The 15,852-nt window shown below is 46.2% G+C and carries 13 protein-coding genes; all 13 read left to right on the top strand.

Going from position 1 to position 15,852, the window contains the following annotated elements; all coding sequences use genetic code 11:
• Positions 1-525 (top strand): hypothetical protein (locus tag OEY64_10660; protein ID MDH5543409.1); only part of this gene is annotated, 525 nt, incomplete at its 5' end.
• A 21-nt stretch (positions 526-546) separates the two neighbouring features.
• Positions 547-1,158 (top strand): methyl-accepting chemotaxis protein, encoded by a 612-nt coding sequence (locus tag OEY64_10655; GenBank protein ID MDH5543408.1) that lies wholly within the window; start codon positions 547-549, stop codon positions 1,156-1,158.
• 414 nt (positions 1,159-1,572) lie between these two features.
• Entirely contained in the window at positions 1,573-3,465 is a 1,893-nt protein-coding gene (locus tag OEY64_10650) for a phage tail sheath subtilisin-like domain-containing protein (GenBank protein ID MDH5543407.1), read from the top strand.
• Positions 3,466-3,475: 10 nt separating this feature from the next.
• A complete protein-coding gene (locus tag OEY64_10645; protein ID MDH5543406.1) occupies positions 3,476-4,000 on the top strand; it encodes a phage tail protein in 525 nt (174 codons plus the stop codon).
• 3 nt (positions 4,001-4,003) lie between these two features.
• Positions 4,004-4,732 (top strand): phage baseplate protein, encoded by a 729-nt coding sequence (locus tag OEY64_10640; protein MDH5543405.1) that lies wholly within the window; start codon positions 4,004-4,006, stop codon positions 4,730-4,732.
• Positions 4,729-6,612 carry a hypothetical protein gene (locus OEY64_10635; protein MDH5543404.1) on the top strand — a complete coding sequence of 628 codons (1,884 nt, stop codon included), beginning with the start codon at positions 4,729-4,731 and terminating at the stop codon, positions 6,610-6,612. The genes OEY64_10640 and OEY64_10635 overlap by 4 nt, the downstream gene beginning before the upstream one ends.
• A complete protein-coding gene (locus tag OEY64_10630) occupies positions 6,609-7,718 on the top strand; it encodes a DUF4255 domain-containing protein (protein ID MDH5543403.1) in 1,110 nt (369 codons plus the stop codon). The genes OEY64_10635 and OEY64_10630 overlap by 4 nt, the downstream gene beginning before the upstream one ends.
• Positions 7,718-8,014, top strand: a complete 297-nt coding sequence (locus OEY64_10625; GenBank protein MDH5543402.1) for a hypothetical protein — start codon at positions 7,718-7,720, stop codon at positions 8,012-8,014. The genes OEY64_10630 and OEY64_10625 overlap by 1 nt, the downstream gene beginning before the upstream one ends.
• Complete coding sequence (locus tag OEY64_10620) at positions 8,011-9,993, top strand: AAA family ATPase (GenBank protein MDH5543401.1); 1,983 nt, start codon at positions 8,011-8,013, stop codon at positions 9,991-9,993. The genes OEY64_10625 and OEY64_10620 overlap by 4 nt, the downstream gene beginning before the upstream one ends.
• Positions 9,994-9,995: 2 nt before the next feature.
• Complete coding sequence (locus OEY64_10615; protein ID MDH5543400.1) at positions 9,996-10,250, top strand: hypothetical protein; 255 nt, start codon at positions 9,996-9,998, stop codon at positions 10,248-10,250.
• A gap of 293 nt (positions 10,251-10,543) precedes the next feature.
• A complete protein-coding gene (locus tag OEY64_10610; GenBank protein ID MDH5543399.1) occupies positions 10,544-11,797 on the top strand; it encodes a DUF4157 domain-containing protein in 1,254 nt (417 codons plus the stop codon).
• A 60-nt stretch (positions 11,798-11,857) separates the two neighbouring features.
• Entirely contained in the window at positions 11,858-12,223 is a 366-nt protein-coding gene (locus OEY64_10605) for a hypothetical protein (protein MDH5543398.1), read from the top strand.
• Positions 12,224-12,278: 55 nt separating this feature from the next.
• A complete protein-coding gene (locus OEY64_10600; GenBank protein MDH5543397.1) occupies positions 12,279-15,776 on the top strand; it encodes a DUF4157 domain-containing protein in 3,498 nt (1,165 codons plus the stop codon).
• The last annotated feature ends 76 nt before the right edge of the window (positions 15,777-15,852 follow it).

Here is a 15,852-nt window from a genome sequence, read left to right as displayed (position 1 = left end):
GGCAAACAACGCTTTATATACATCTGCCTGCTTAGAATGTATCTGATGCATATCCGCAAATCCGTTCTGGCTTCGCTCATGTATCTTGTTTACCTGCTGTTAGCTCTGCAACCAGCAACAGCCGCAGAAAGTGATCCCCACAAAGATCTCAGGGACATTTACGCATGCGAAGAGTGCCACCTTGGAAAGCCGAGGGGGAGGCCCGGCCCTGTCTATTCAGGGAGGAAGGGGGCGCTTATCAGGTCAGATATAACGAAACCGTGCACAAGATGCCATAAGTACGGGGATAGAAGCCATCCAACGGACATAAAGCCAAAAGGGCATGTCCCTCCAGACCTTCCGCTTATCAATAATATGATAACCTGCGCAACCTGCCACTACCCGCATATGCCTGCAGAATCCACACAGCAATATATACCGTCAGGCCTTCTTAGCAATTTATTTTCCTCCGGCAGTTCGCACAAAACATACTTTTTGCGGAGGACAAATGTTAATGGTGAAATGTGCAAAGCTTGTCACAAATAATATGTATACAGGAGGTTACTGATGTCACGAGAAAATAAACCATACCAGAGAAAAAACTATTTTATCCAAAAGGGATTCCAGACGAACATGATAATTAAGTTCGTGTCGCTCCTTATCGTCATGGCTGTTACTTCATCCGGAATACTATACGTGTTTGCCGGCAATACTCTTGAAATGAGCTATTACGAAGCCCATTCAAGCATCAAAAGCATGTGGGATATCCTCGGCCCGACAGTGCTTGCTACAAACCTGCTGAGCCTTGCTGTCATTTCCGTGGCTACAGTGTATGTGATAATGTTCCTCTCACACAAAATATCTGGACCTCTTTACAAACTTGAAAAGAATATTAATGAAATTTCTGAAGGGAACCTGAATTTACACGCTCACTTTCGTGATGGCGACCAGATCCAGACTGTCGGTATTGCCCTTGGAAATATGCTGGAAAAGCTTTCAAGAAAGATAAACGCTATAACTGTCGCTTCGAACGAGTTGACCGCCGTGGAAAATAAACTTTTATCGCTGAAAAACAATACATCTGTTGCCGGCAAGGATATAGAGGCTATTTACGACCAGTTGACCAAAACAACAAAAGATCTGAGCAACGAACTGAAATTTTTTCAGCTGAAGAGATAATAGATGCTATTGCCTTAAAAGCGGATCATCCGCTTTTCGGTTAAAGTATCTCTTATCGGGTCAATATCTTGATTCTTTCGGTATAGCGCGCAAGGTTCCTGCACTGCCTCCCCTCTTCTCTTTTTGCCTGAAAATCCAAAATTTGATTCTTGACATGCATTTACCTCTTCAATATACTTTTAATAAATTTATTATGTTTTTTTAATTATATAAATACATAATAGCATATTGGGGGGCATATTTTTGGTCCATATAACACACATCTCCTCCATTACTTTTGGTCTTTTCCAGAGAGGAGGTTTTTAAGGGGGCAATATTTCATTTAATTGGAGGAAATTTACGTTCCTTAAACCCTTATCTAAAAAGATACAGGAAATATAAAAAAACCAATTTACTACGAGGGGAGGATTCACAATGCCTGTTGCACCTACATATCCAGGCGTATATATAGAAGAAATAGCATCCGGTGTGCGAACGATCACCGGTGTTGCCACTTCAGTTACGGCTTTCGTCGGCCGAGCGCTGAAAGGGCCCGACAATGAGCCGGTAATGCTCAACAGCTATTCTGATTATGAACGAACCTTTGGCGGTCTCTGGGAAGAGAGCAGTATGAGCTATGCCGTAAGCGATTTTTTCATGAACGGCGGAAGCCAGGCGATTATCGTACGACTCTTCAAGCCGGATTCAGAAACGGATGAAAAGCTTTCGGCGGAGATCAATGCGGAGGTAGATGCAATTAAAAGAAAAATAGACAATGCGCTAAATAAACTGAAAGCCGATGCTGAGCTTTCAGAGGCAACTGCCGCTGTGAATGGGATAACCGGCAAATATACTGCAAGCACATCTACTCCGGGTGAAGTCGCCGCCGCTGGATCGTTCGCAAGTGCCATCACCACAGCAACAAGCGTCGATGCTGTAAGAAAAAAGATCAATGATGCCCTGGCTGGCGCCAAAACTGCCGCAATTGCCGCTGTCCCCAAAGCAACTGACAAAATAGACGAAATCGAAAACTCCTACGCCAAGATCACCGCCGCTGGACTTAAACTGCGCGCATCCACAATGGGCTCATGGGGAAACAACCTCAGGGTAAGAATAGAACATGCTGAAGACTCAGCAAGGAACAAAGCGGCTTTGAAGTACGGGTTATTGCCCGAGGATCTATTCAACCTTATCGTGCATGACACTCATAGCGGTGCGATTGAGACTTTCCTGAACCTCACTGTAAAGGAGCATGCAAGGAGGATCGATCGCATTCTTGCGAATGAGTCAGGCCTTGTGGTGGTAGCAGACGACCTTCCAACCACTACACCTCCTGCCGACGATGACGTGCTAGACGGTGGAAGTCCATGGACGGGAATCTACTCTCACGAGGTGAGCGAGACCGAAAAAGCTACGGATGGACAAACACTCTCAGAAGACCAGTTCACAGGCGCCGGAACAGCGGCGGGGAAAAGGGGACTTTACTCACTGGAAAAAGCGGATATCTTCAACCTCCTTTGCATCCCACCCCACTCACTTGATGGCGATATAGAAAATTCCCTGATAAGCAAAGCCCTGGTTTACTGTGAAAAGCGCCGAGCGATGTTCCTTGTCGATTCTCCGGCAAACTGGAACACAAAAGCAAAGGCAAAAGATGGCATTCCTGCCATTGAAAAGAGCAAAAACGGAGCTATATATTTTCCGCGTCTGAAAAAACCGAACCCACTTCGGGAAAACCAGATGGAGGATTTTGCAGCGTGTGGCGCCATAGCCGGGATAATTGCACGAACCGATTCAAACAGGGGAATTTGGAAAGCGCCGGCAGGTCTTGATGCTACGCTGAAAGGGGTTCCCGCGCTGAGCGTTCCTCTGACAGATATGGAAAACGGCGAGCTCAATCCGCTTGGCATCAACTGTCTACGCGTTAAACCCGCCGCCGGCAGAATAGTCTGGGGTTCCCGCACGCTTGAAGGGGACGACAGGCTCGGCTCCGAGTGGAAATATCTCCCTGTAAGACGATTGGCTCTCTACATCGAAGAAAGTCTCTACCGCGGAACGCAGTGGGTTGTGTTTGAGCCAAACGACGAACCTCTCTGGTCGCAGATCCGCCTGAATCTCGGCGCATTCATGCACAATCTCTTCCGCCAGGGAGCGTTTCAGGGGAAGATGCCTGCAGACGCCTATTTTGTAAAGTGCGACAAGGAGTCAACCACTCAAAACGACATCAACCTCGGTATCGTAAACGTCATAGTAGGTTTCGCACCGCTTAAACCCGCGGAGTTCGTAATAATAAAAATTCAGCAAAAAGCTGGTCAGGTAGCTTCATAAGGAGGAAGAAATGGCTCAATTCAGCGTAAACACAGAACGTTTTGACCCGTATAAGAATTTCAAGTTCAGGGTGAAATGGGACGGCAACTACGTCGCGGGGGTCAGCAAGGTGAGCTCGCTTAAACGGACTACTGAAGTTGTAAAGCACCGTGAGGGGGGCGACCCAAGCGGAAGCAGGAAATCCCCCGGCAGGACGGAATACGAAGCTATCACGCTTGAGAGAGGTGTAACACACGATCCGGAATTTGAAAAGTGGGCGAACAAGGTATGGAACCACGGCTCCGCTCTCGGTATGGAAGTTTCTCTAAAGGATTTCCGCAAGGATCTGATACTCGAAGTCTACAACGAGGCGGGACAGCTTGCGATAGCATACAAACTATACCGCTGCTGGGCTTCGGAATTTCAAGCTCTTCCGGATCTTGACGCGAACGCGAATGCCGTCGCGATCCAGACCATGAAACTTGAAAACGAAGGCTGGGAACGTGATTATGCGGTAACAGAACCTGCTGAACCGACATTCACCGAACCCGCGTAACTTATGCGCTCGCTTAATACGTTCGATGTGATCGGAACCTGGGAAAGAGGTGAAGGGCGGTATGTTACAGATACCGCCCTGAGCCTGTTGATGCCAGCGTTCCCGGAAAAGAGCCTGAGTGATCTTGCCGATCTGACCGTTGGCCAGCGCGACGCGGCATTGTTCGAGCTGTTTGAAAAGACCTTTGGAAAAAAAATCCCCGGTTTTGCCAAGTGCCCAAAGTGTGACGAACATCTTGAGTTCGATATGTCTACCGTTGATTTCAGAACAACCATAACGCCTGACTTGGACCGTAAATTCAGTTCAGGAAATTTCGAAATCACTTTTCGTCCGATAACTGGAAGGGATCTCCTCGAAACACAAAACCTTGAAGAGATCAGTGATGCGCGAATGTATTTGATCGAAAAAGCCGTCGTCAATGCCACCCGCGACGGCATACCTGTACCGGCATGTGATCTGCCGCAGGAAGTAGTACAAATTCTATCCACAAAATTATCCCAAAGCGATCCATTATCGGAAATCATGCTTGACCTCCACTGCCCTCTTTGCGGCGAATCGTGGGAATCCCTGCTCGATATTGTCATCTTCTTCTTTTTGGAGATCACAGCGGAGACTAAACGTCTCCTAAATGAAGTACACATCCTCGCTGAAGCGTATGGCTGGCGAGAGGATGAAATTCTTTCCCTCAGCCCAGAAAGAAGATCGTTTTACATGGATATCGCAGGACAATGAACGATTTTATCAGTCGTCTCATTATGCGCGACAGAAGAATGCTCCCTGTTGCCGAACCGCTGATAAAATCAAGATTCGCGCCTGATGATTCGGAAAACAACAGATATTCTGAAACCGTTTCCATCAATGAAAAAATCAACACTCGTATCGCACAGAAAGGGGTTTCCGAATATCACAGAAAAACCGTGAATGCACAATCCAAGATCAAGAACTTTCCCGCCGAAACCGGCGCCCGCGACAAATATCCCAAAACCGAACAAGCTGAAAGCATATCCGTAAAGCAAAACAGGAGCGATCAGCCCTCCGGTGAGATGAACCTATTATCAGATCGATCGCATACAAAAGATAGCGTTACGATCACTCTCAAAAACAATTCACAGCTTCCGGTATATCTTAGAAATTCTGAAAACGATTATCCTGACACCGGCATTAAATTTGCCGATACGAACAATGTTGAAAAGCACAGTGACGCTCATTCAAAATCACACCTCCCGTCGTCAGCAGAAAAAAAAAGTGATATTCAACCCATCGATAAAGAAAAAAGAATTTATAGAGAAAGAGCAGAATATTTTAATGAGCCAAAACACACAGGTTCAATAAACAACCTTGATATAGCTTCATCGAAAATAGCAGATTCCGCTCAAAACGATATTTCTACCCCTGACGATGTTAAAAATGGCAATAGCGTAAATGTCACAGGCAAGCCAAACCTGCCACAAACAAATGAAGAGAAACCGATTGCCATAGGCACGCAAAATACTCCCACTCCTTCACAAACAGAAACTTTAGACAATGCCAGTTCACACTACGGAACTGAAGAACATGAAATAGCCGACAAACCGGAATCAACAGGAACATTCGAAAAGAAGCCTCCTGTCATTCAAAAAGAAAGTGGAAATTCCAATATCCAATTGACCAGCGTCACCGCAAATGAAAATATGAATAATACGCGTCACGAAATTGAAAAAGACAGCATACATGATATGCGCACAAACATAGATATATCATTAACACCGATCAGTGAACATTCGATTTCCCAGCGACCAATGAACGAGGGGAAAACGGAGATTTTCCAGGATAGGTTTACAAGGAATACAAATCCATCTCAGGCCATACATGAAGATGTTATTTCGGAACCACCTCTCCAACCCCATGCAGAAACAGATATCCTGGATCAGTACAAGAAGATCGCATTTCCTGGGAAACTGGCAGAATTGGAAGTTATAGAAACTCAAAATATGATACCCGCCCCCTTCCCCACGCTCACTGTTGAACATGAGGAGGTTATACCTGAATTGACTTCCCCGCCAATCGAAAGAATATTGACTGATAATGATGATAGCAAAAATTCGATTGTTGGAAAGCCGGCCATTTATATCGAAAATATAAACAGAACACTTCAGTCAAAAGCGGAAAAGGATATTGCTTTCACATCGGCGGTCGCCAAAAATACAGAACCATTGAAGCCCCTCTCCTTTGCCAAAGATACATTCAAATCGACTCAACAGGGGGAGAAAGAATTTCCAAATGACACCGGCACTGGCACACGTTTCCGGCCAGCAATAAGTTTCACAATGGGAAAAGTATCGCATATCAAATCTCACTCAACGGATATCGCCACGCATCTCGTCAATGATATGAAGCGCCATGATATGCCTTATGCTGAAAATTTTCCAAAACCACTAAAGAAAAAATCTACTCAAGAACAGCTTCATAATAAAACTGATATATCGGTGACTATTGAGAGCATTGAAATACGTTCGGTACAATCAGGATTAAAAATGGATCAAGAAGCGAAGAAACTTCGCAAATCTTCTATAAAACCGCCAAAAATGTCATTGGACGAATTCATTAAACAATCAAATGGAATTGCAAAATGAGTAACTCAATGGCGATAGCCACCGTTACAGCAAGCCTCAGTCAAATATTGCATGTAGCAGTAAACAGAGAAATATCAGGGGCCGACATCAGAACAGCCAGGCCCGACGGCAACCCCGGCCAGGGACAATCAAATGCAGGAAAAGGGATAAACATTTTCCTATATCAGATAATCCCAAATGCGGCCTTGAGGAACAGCAGTTACCCGACGCGCCGTTCGGACGGCAGTGTTGTTCAACGCCCCATGACGGCTTACAACCTTCATTACATCCTTACTTTTTACGGTGATGAAACCAAGCTGGAACCACAGCGCCTTCTTGGAATCACGGTAAACACGCTTGACAGCAAACCGGTGATAACAAGGGAGACGATCCTTGCGGCAATAGATGCCGCTCCTACAGGAACCCTGGTGGATTCAAACCTTGCCGATCAGCTGGAAACTATCAAGCTCTCCCCAATCTCATTAAACCTCGAGGAGCTGTCAAAACTCTGGTCCGTATTCTTTCAAACGCCATATTCCCTTTCTGTGGCATATCAATGTTCGGTCGTCATTATCGAATCGGAGGAGATGCCAAAACCGGCTCTTCCAGTGCGAGGACGTACAGCAGATGGAAAGACATTCAAACAGCCTGTCATAGACAGAATTTTTCCTCAGGAAGGGTCAATGGAGCCCGTCATAGTCGGCTCTACACTTTTCATTATCGGTAGCAACCTGCGCGCCGAAAACGTCAAACTCCTGATAAACGGCGTTGAGGCGCTATTTTTACAGGAAATAACCGATCAGAAAATCGTGTTCGTCCTTTCGCATGACAACTTCCCGCCAGATTTCCTGCGAGCCGGGATACTTGGCATACAAGTAAGGCACGACCTGGGGGTAGAGTCAAACATCGTCCCGATAATACTTCGCCCTGAAATAGTCGGCGATCCGGTTGTCGTGCCGGACACAGTTATAACAAAAGGTAAAGGCGGTAACCCAGGCGGCACCACTACAACAGGCGGCACCACTACAACAGGCGGTACTACTACAACAGGCGGTACTACTACAACAGGCGGTACTACCACAACAGGCGGCAAAGGTGCCGGTAGAAAAAAAGGACCGGTGGTGTAGTGCCAATAAATACTATTCTGAGGTTAAGTATTAATCCGGTGGTAGGAGCATCACAGCGCGTATCTCTCCTCCTGAACGAATTCAATGCACCTGCAGAACCGAAGTCCTACAATATCACCATTCCGCCAAGGGATTCAGATCTTGGAATTCTCGATTTTCCCGTAGACAACGTACCACCCGGCGAATATCTCGTGCGGATACAGGTAGACGGCGCGGAAAGCCTGCTTGGAATTGATAGCAATCCTGCCAGTGCCACATACAATTATTACGCTAGCCCTCTTGTGAGGTTCGTATGACAGATACCGAATGGATAGAGGCAAACCGGAAACACCTGATGGCTTCCATTTCCCTGGTCAGGGAAAGGTTGGTCGCCCATACATCAAAAAAGGAACGGGATTGGGATTTTACCGAACTTGAAGAGGATGTCGCCAGAACCGGCTCTGCAATGCCCTACCCTTCAGCCTTGCAGGTTATCTGCCAAACATTCGGGCTCTCCGATTTCGAACGAGATATTCTTCTTCTCTGCGCTGGAATGGAGCTTGATTCCTCTTTCGCCGGCTACTGCGCTTCAATCAATGGAGATGACAGACGCGTATATCCTACTTTCAGCCTATCGCTTGCCGTCCTCTTGAACGGAAGCTGGGAAGCGGTTACGCCTTCAGCCCCTCTGCGGAGATGGAAATTCCTTGAGATTGGAAACGGCGACACATTGACTCAAAGTCCCTTGAAGATAGACGAATCCGTCCTTCATTTCCTGACAGGAGTCAATCACATCGACGAACGCCTTGCGGGAATATGTATCCCGCTGTCTCTGGCGCACGATATCGTCCCCTCGCACCTTGCTATCTCGGAACGGATCTCCGCCATGTGGAAACAGCCGTCACATCTGCAAAACCGGCAGTTGATACAGCTTTTCGGAAGGGAAAATGCGGGGAAAAGGTCGATCACCTCTCACGCGGGAGAAGAAGCCGGCATAACTTTTTTTGCCTTGAGGGCAGATGAGATACCTCAGTCAACGTTGGAGAGGGACGCATTCGCCCGCATATGGGAACGGGAAGCCGCGCTTAACAGATACGGACTCTATCTGGAATGTGAAGACGTTGAAAAAGCGGAAACGATAGATTCGGCAAAGTCTTTATTGGAAGAGCTAAACGCGATTGCCGTGATTTCTTCAAGAAATCCGCTCCGGCTTGTAAGCCGCATAACCGTAAACATCGAGGTGTCCAAACCTGACACAAAGGAACAGTTAATGCTTTGGAACGAGATGCTGAAGCCTCTATCTTCAAGGCTGAACGGAATGCTTTCATCGCTTGTCTCCCAGTTCGACATGGACACAGGATCTATTTTCGCCGCTGGCGCGGAGGCAATTACCTCCTTTGCCGGCAAAAGCGACACTTTGGAAATAGACGTTGACGCAGTGGGAAAATCGATATGGAACTCCTGCAGAGTGCAGACCCGCGGTTCCCTGGAAGAACACACTCAACGCATAAATCCAACCGCGACTTGGGACGACCTGATACTTCCGGAATCAATAGTTTCTATATTGCGGGAAATCGCCGCACACGTCAGGCAAAGGTCCAAGGTTTACAACGATTGGGGTTTCGCGAAAAAAGTTCCGAGGGGCCTTGGTATCAGCGCTCTTTTCGGGGGGCAGAGCGGGACCGGCAAGACTATGGCCGCCGAAGTACTCGCAAACGAACTTGCGCTTGATCTGTTCAGAATAGACCTTAGCGCAGTGGTAAATAAATATATCGGTGAAACTGAAAAAAACCTCAGAAAGGTTTTCGACGCCGCCGAGGACGGAGGAGCCATACTGCTTTTCGATGAAGCAGACGCCCTTTTCGGGAAAAGGAGCGAGGTAAAGGATAGCCATGACAGGTATTCGAACATAGAAGTGAGTTACCTCCTTCAAAGAATGGAAACATACCGTGGCCTCGCCATCCTCACTACCAACATGAAATCGTCTCTCGACCAGGCATTCGTGAGAAGGATTCGCTTTATACTTCAGTTTCCGTTTCCCGATGTCGCTCAGCGCGCGAAAATCTGGGAAAAAGCATTCCCGCCAGACGCGCCGCTGGAAAACCTTGACTGGAGTAAACTCGCTTTGCTGAACGTCTCCGGCGGCAACATCCGCAATGTGGCATTGAATGCCGCTTTCCTCGCGGCAGAAGACGGTGAATCGATACAAATGAAATACATCCTGAAAGCCGCAATTAATGAGTACCAAAAACTGGAAAAACCGCTTACCAAAGCTGAAATTGTCGGATGGGTATAGCCGTGAATAAATTGAAAATGAGGATCGGCGAGATAATCCTGCATGGATTCCGAGCAAGCGACAGGTACACCATCGCCGATGCGATTGAACGCGAGTTGAAAACGATATTCAGACATAAAGGCGTTCCGCGTTCCTTGCACGAAAGTTCCGGAAACATACGTATGAGCCTGGATGGTTTTGAGTTCGACGAAAATGCAAAACCGGGAACCATCGGCAGGGAAATTGCCAACAGTATTTACGGGAGGTTGTCAGAATGAGAAGAAGAGTATTTTCCATAGCAAGAAGAAGAGTTCGGGGAACCAAAAGGATAAACGGTAACTCCCGCATGAGTTTGCGCAATGGCGCATTTGATTTCAATTCAGATGCCGCAAAATCCGGCTCAAATGGAACACAATTCGATTTCCGCAAAATCAACCTCTCACAGGGAAAGAACAGTCAGGAAAAAAGCCGTCAATGCTCAAAACAGGGTAACGCTCCGTCCGGAATTGAAATTCGAATGCACCCGCATGGGGGGGCATGCCCTGCCTGTTCGCAAACGTTGCAGACAAAATTGAAAATCGGAAAAGCGGGAGATCGGTTTGAAAGGGAGGCCGATACTGTAGCTGAGAAAGTCGTCGGAACAAACGCTGACGGTGCAAAAGTACAAAAGGCATGCAGTAGCTGTGATAATGATAAAACCGAGTCGAAGCCTGTTTCCGAAAATATAACTCCCCTTGTTCAAATGGAAGAGAAAAAAGAGGACGATAAAGCACAAGGCAAACCCCTCACCGAAGGGAGTGTCCAGCGCGAAGAGAAAAAAGAGGACGATAAAGCACAAGGCAAACCCCTCACCGAAGGGAGTGTCCAGCGCGAAGAGAAAAAAGAGGACGAAAAGGCACAGGGCAAACCTCTTGCCGATGGGAGCATCCAGCGCGAAGAGAAGAAAGAGGACGACAAAGCACAAGGTAAATCTCTCACCGATGGGAGTATCCAGCGAGAAGAGAAGAAAGAGGACGATAAAGCACAGGGGAAAAGGGCCGCAAATACCGGGCCGGAAGTTACCGCTATGTTAGGCCGGAAAATCGATTCAATGAAAGGAGGCGGCTCACCACTTCCCAAATCTACGCTTTCCTTTATGGAAGGGAGATTCGGCGTAGATTTCAGCAAAGTGCGAATACATACTGATTCAAACGCTATCGTTGCCTCAAACATGATACGCGCTAAAGCTTTTACCGTCGGCAACAACATCGCCTTTAATACCGGCTTTTACTCACCTAACACAAAGGAGGGCAAACGCCTATTAGCTCATGAGCTTACTCATGTTGTCCAACAAAACGGCAAACAACCGACAAAAGTTTCTCTACAGAGCAAAACCCCGATTCCTGTAAAAAAAGCGAAAAAGCATAAGACTGATCCCTTAAAAAGGAAAATATATGATTTGTATGAAGAGTTTCAAAATAGATTAAAGACACAGAAAGAACTATCAGATCTTAAACAAAGCCTCGATAAGCAATATGCAGAATTCAAAAAAAATATCAAATTGTCGTCTGAAGGCTTGTCAAAAGCGAAACAAGCGCTCAGCAACATAAAAACCTGCGTGAACAATTCCAGCATGGATAAAACTGATAGAAATTCAATATTGGCTGATATCGAAGGAATAGATAACGATATAAAGGTCTTGAACAAGGAACTTGAAAAATCAGAAAAAATTCCCGGTGACAGCAAATTATCAGCCTCAAAAGAATACCTCGCATCGACTGCCGATATACTGAACAAAACCAAAAAGCTATATGACTCACTGGAGAAGGCAGGTGCATGTAAGTAATTCGGGGATGATACAGCCATGACATGTTTTTTAACTGTTCAATAGCGAAAAGGAGGAAGAATGGGCACGGTGGAAGAGATCAACGATTCAATAAAAGATGACATCGACAAGGTTACTGAACTATTCAAAGAGTATCAAAAGGATGGATTTAGCCTTAATGAGATAGCCAAGTTTACTTTTGAAGCGGGAACAATTCTTGTCGAGGCCGTGGAAGAAATTGACGGCATAACCGGTAAACAGAAAAAAGAGGCCGTAAAAAACGCTGTTGTCAAAGCCTATAAAACAGTTGATCCGAATATTCCATGGATACCGGAACCTTTTGAAACTCTCCTCGAAGATATGCTGCTTGATAAAACTCTCGACGCATTCATTGATTCAATTGTAAAAAATTACAGGGAAAAAGGGGTTTTTCAACGCAGTAACTAGGCGATGATGCCAAATAAAATGAAACCGGCTTGCGTACCCGGAAGGCGACAGTAACATGGCAGAACCAGCAGTTATTCGTGGCAAATCCAGTTCCGCGCCTGTAACTGCAAAAAAGCCGCCTGAAAAATCAGTATGGATTCAAAGCAAGCGGACGCATTCGGGCACCACTCCAGCTTCGACAACCGCAATCCCCTCCACAAACAGTATCCGAGGCGGACACGCCGGTTTTAATTTTTCGAATGTAAATATTCTTCACAGTTCCAAACCGTCATCACAGGAAAACCAAAAAGAGGAAAACACAAAAGAAACTGAGAAAAAGGAAGCTGCCAACAAAAAGGAAACTGTTCCCTCCCCTTCTTCACCTCCCGAAGACCTTTCCGGCAGAGGTGGCGCAAACAAAACCGGCAATAACGGATCATCCAACTTCAGCTTACAGCAAAAAGAAAATGCGGATGAAAAATACAAAAATCCTGATCACAAGACAATACCTGAAGGAAATACCCGCCTGAATAGAGAGAAGAATACTCAAAGCCTGGAAGGAAATCTTTTAACCGGTATCATGCCGAAACTTGTTGTTGGTAAACCGGGTGACAAGTACGAAGTTGAAGCCGACAGTACCGCCGAAACGGTGATGCGCATGCCCGAACCCGGCAAGACGTCATTGAATTTGCCGAAATATTCCGGCAACGCGATACCGCAACAGAAATCTATGACCGAAAACTCCGCGCCGGATGTTCAAAAACAGGAAAACGAGGAACCGGAATCCAAACCGGGAGACCCTTCACCGTCCACGATGGTGCACCCAAAGGAAAACATATCCAACGCGGGAAACGGTCGACAGAACAAGGGAGCAAGTTCCGAATCTGGCTCCCATGACTTCAACAAAACTCTCGCTTCATCCCGCGGGAGCGGCAACCCCCTCCCTGCCGACGTGAAAAATTTCATGGAGCCCCGCTTCGGCCACGATTTCAGCAATGTTCGAACCCATACCGGGAGTAATGCCCATCAGCTCTCCTCTTCAATAAACGCTCAGGCATTTACAAGCGGAAGCGATATCTATTTCAACAGGGGGAAATACAGCCCGGGCACCGACAGCGGACGGAAACTCATCGCGCATGAACTTACCCACACCATCCAGCAGGGGAAAGGTGTAAGGGCGAAACATTTCAACATTACCCCCGCGACACCAAGGATCCAGAGGTTTCTCGGTGGTTTATGGGATAAAGCAACAGATTTTGTAAGTAGTGTTGCCTCCTCAGTTAAAGAAGGTGTTTCAAAGGCGGCAAATTGGGCTAAGGAAAAAGCGTTAGCCGCGCTTAACTTTCTTAAAGAAAAAGTAAAAGGGGCGCTCAAGTACATCCCGGGATACGACCTGTTAATGATAGTGCTGGGCCAATCACCCCCTACCCCTACGAATCTCTGCAAAGGCGTACTTGGATTGATACCTGTTATCGGCCCTGTTCTCTTCGACAACCTTAATAAATCCGGCGCTATAACAAGGGCGTTCGAATGGCTGCAGGTTGAATTGAAAAAACTGACCCCAAAAGGTGGCTTTGCCGCCTTGTTCAAAAGCGCGTGGGACCAGATGCAGTGGTCGAAGGGATACGACTACAACGTAGGCGTTCTCTACCGCGTATTCGGCGGTCTCTATACAAAGATCAAGAATTTCGCAAGCGCGGTTGGCTCGAAGATCAAAACATTCATTCTGGAAGGGGCGCTCAGTCTCGTAGGCGCTCCTGTCAAAACTATCATGGATGTCTTCAATAAAGGGAAGGCTGTAATCGGCCAGATACTCTCAGACCCAATTGGATTCGCGAAGAACCTTGTGAAAGCTATCATGGGCGGGTTCAATCTCTTTAAAGACAACTTCGTGACACATCTAAAAGCCGCGCTTGCGAACTGGCTCTTCGGTTCACTTCAGGGTACGGATATAATAATCCCTGAAAAGCTCGATCTCAAAGGGATATTCACCCTCGCCGCTTCCATCCTCGGCCTCACATACAAAAACATCCGCGGGAAGATAGTAGAAAAGCTCGGCCCTAAAGGTGAGGAAATAGTAGGGAAGATAGAGGCCGGCGTTGAATTCGTAAAGGATTTTATTGCGCGAGGCCCCATTGTGCTTTGGGAAAAGGTGCAGGAATCGCTTGGCAATCTTAAGGAGATGGCGATGAATGCGATCATCGAATGGGTAAGAAACACCATAATCTTCAAGGCGGTTACAAAGCTTGTGACGATGCTTATACCTGGCGCTGGACTGATAGAAGCCGCCATGACGATGTACAAGACCGTAATGTTCTTCATAGAGAAGATAAAGGAGATCGGCGCGCTTGTGATGGGGATACTTGAGTCTATCGCGATGATAGCGGCAGGCAATGTAGGCAAAGCGTCCAAATGGGTTGAGAATGTACTCGCGAAAGGGCTTACTCTTCTTGTCAACTTCCTTGCCAAGTGGCTCGGTCTCGACAAGATCGCCGACAAGATAAAAGAGATCATTGCGAAGGTACGCGCCCCTGTCGACAAGGCTCTCGACAAGGTAATAGGCTGGATAGTCGATAAAGGCAAAGCGCTATACGCCAAGGGAGCGGCTGTAGTTGGCAAGGTGAAAGGAAAGGTCAAGTCAGGGATTGAAAAAGTTAAGAGCGTAATATTCCCTTCGCATAAATTTAAAATAGAAGGGGAATCTCATATGATTTCCATAAAAGGAGAAGGTTCGGCCGCCACCGTTTACATGGCAAGTAACCCAACTCCAATGGAGGCTTATCTCGATAATCTAAAAAAGGCCAAAATAAGTTCCGCTAAAAAACAATTTCTGGAGGAAGCAATCGGTACACTGGAAAACATACATTTGCAAACCAGGGAAATGAAAAAGTTGACTAAAAATAGCGCAACTAATAAGGGCAAAATTAATGAACTCAATAACCTTATCGAGAAAAATCAAAGAAAACTTTCAATGAAGATTTGTCAGATACACAAGGGGGGGACAATAGGTGCAAAGATTAAACATAAGGACGTGTATTTAATGGAGGGTACTGTCGGTCATTATAATATGTTGCCAACTTCTAAAGGATTAATGGAGAGACATCACATGCCTCAGAAGGAGTTAATCTGGAAGATTGCAAGCTCGAAACTTTTCGAAAATACAAAAGCAAAGGAATTTGTTGGTAACGAAAAAGTGAGAAAAGGGACATTGTGCCTTTACATGGGAAAAACTCGTCATAAAGAGACGTTAAGTTATGGTGGAATTACGCCTATAGCAAAGGAAGTTCTGGATATGAAAGACCTTAATAAGACGCACGCGAATGATCCGAAGAAAAGAACTTCTTCGCGGAAGGCCGTTATCGACAAAACTAAAGAGGCTCTTGACGCAGATGTAACAAAAGAAATTAAAACTTATGAGAAAGAAGTCGGATTGGAGAAGGATATAGGCCCTAAAACTGATACTGATAATGATAATTATAATGCCAAAACTATAGAAAAAATAAAAAAACAGGGCATTGCTGGTGCCAAAGAAATTGGCTCAAAGAGAAGCGTTATTGACGAACTGGCAAAATAACCCAAATAACCATCAATCAATTTCTGTTTATCGCCAATCCAAAGTAACCAGGCAAATAAAAAATATCCCTCTTGAC

The organism is Nitrospinota bacterium, assembly GCA_029881495.1.
Lineage (GTDB): Bacteria > Nitrospinota_A > UBA7883 > JACRGQ01 > JACRGQ01 > JAOUMJ01.
The sequence above is the reverse complement of the archived record's forward strand: the minus strand, read 5'-3'. Positions and strand labels throughout refer to the sequence as shown.

Coding starts and splice junctions, on each gene's coding strand:
- OEY64_10655 (MDH5543408.1), top strand. CDS start 547: ATGTCACGAGAAAATAAACCATACCAGAGAAAAAACTATTTTATCCAA.
- OEY64_10650 (MDH5543407.1), top strand. CDS start 1,573: ATGCCTGTTGCACCTACATATCCAGGCGTATATATAGAAGAAATAGCA.
- OEY64_10645 (MDH5543406.1), top strand. CDS start 3,476: ATGGCTCAATTCAGCGTAAACACAGAACGTTTTGACCCGTATAAGAAT.
- OEY64_10640 (MDH5543405.1), top strand. CDS start 4,004: ATGCGCTCGCTTAATACGTTCGATGTGATCGGAACCTGGGAAAGAGGT.
- OEY64_10635 (MDH5543404.1), top strand. CDS start 4,729: ATGAACGATTTTATCAGTCGTCTCATTATGCGCGACAGAAGAATGCTC.
- OEY64_10630 (MDH5543403.1), top strand. CDS start 6,609: ATGAGTAACTCAATGGCGATAGCCACCGTTACAGCAAGCCTCAGTCAA.
- OEY64_10620 (MDH5543401.1), top strand. CDS start 8,011: ATGACAGATACCGAATGGATAGAGGCAAACCGGAAACACCTGATGGCT.
- OEY64_10605 (MDH5543398.1), top strand. CDS start 11,858: ATGGGCACGGTGGAAGAGATCAACGATTCAATAAAAGATGACATCGAC.
- OEY64_10600 (MDH5543397.1), top strand. CDS start 12,279: ATGGCAGAACCAGCAGTTATTCGTGGCAAATCCAGTTCCGCGCCTGTA.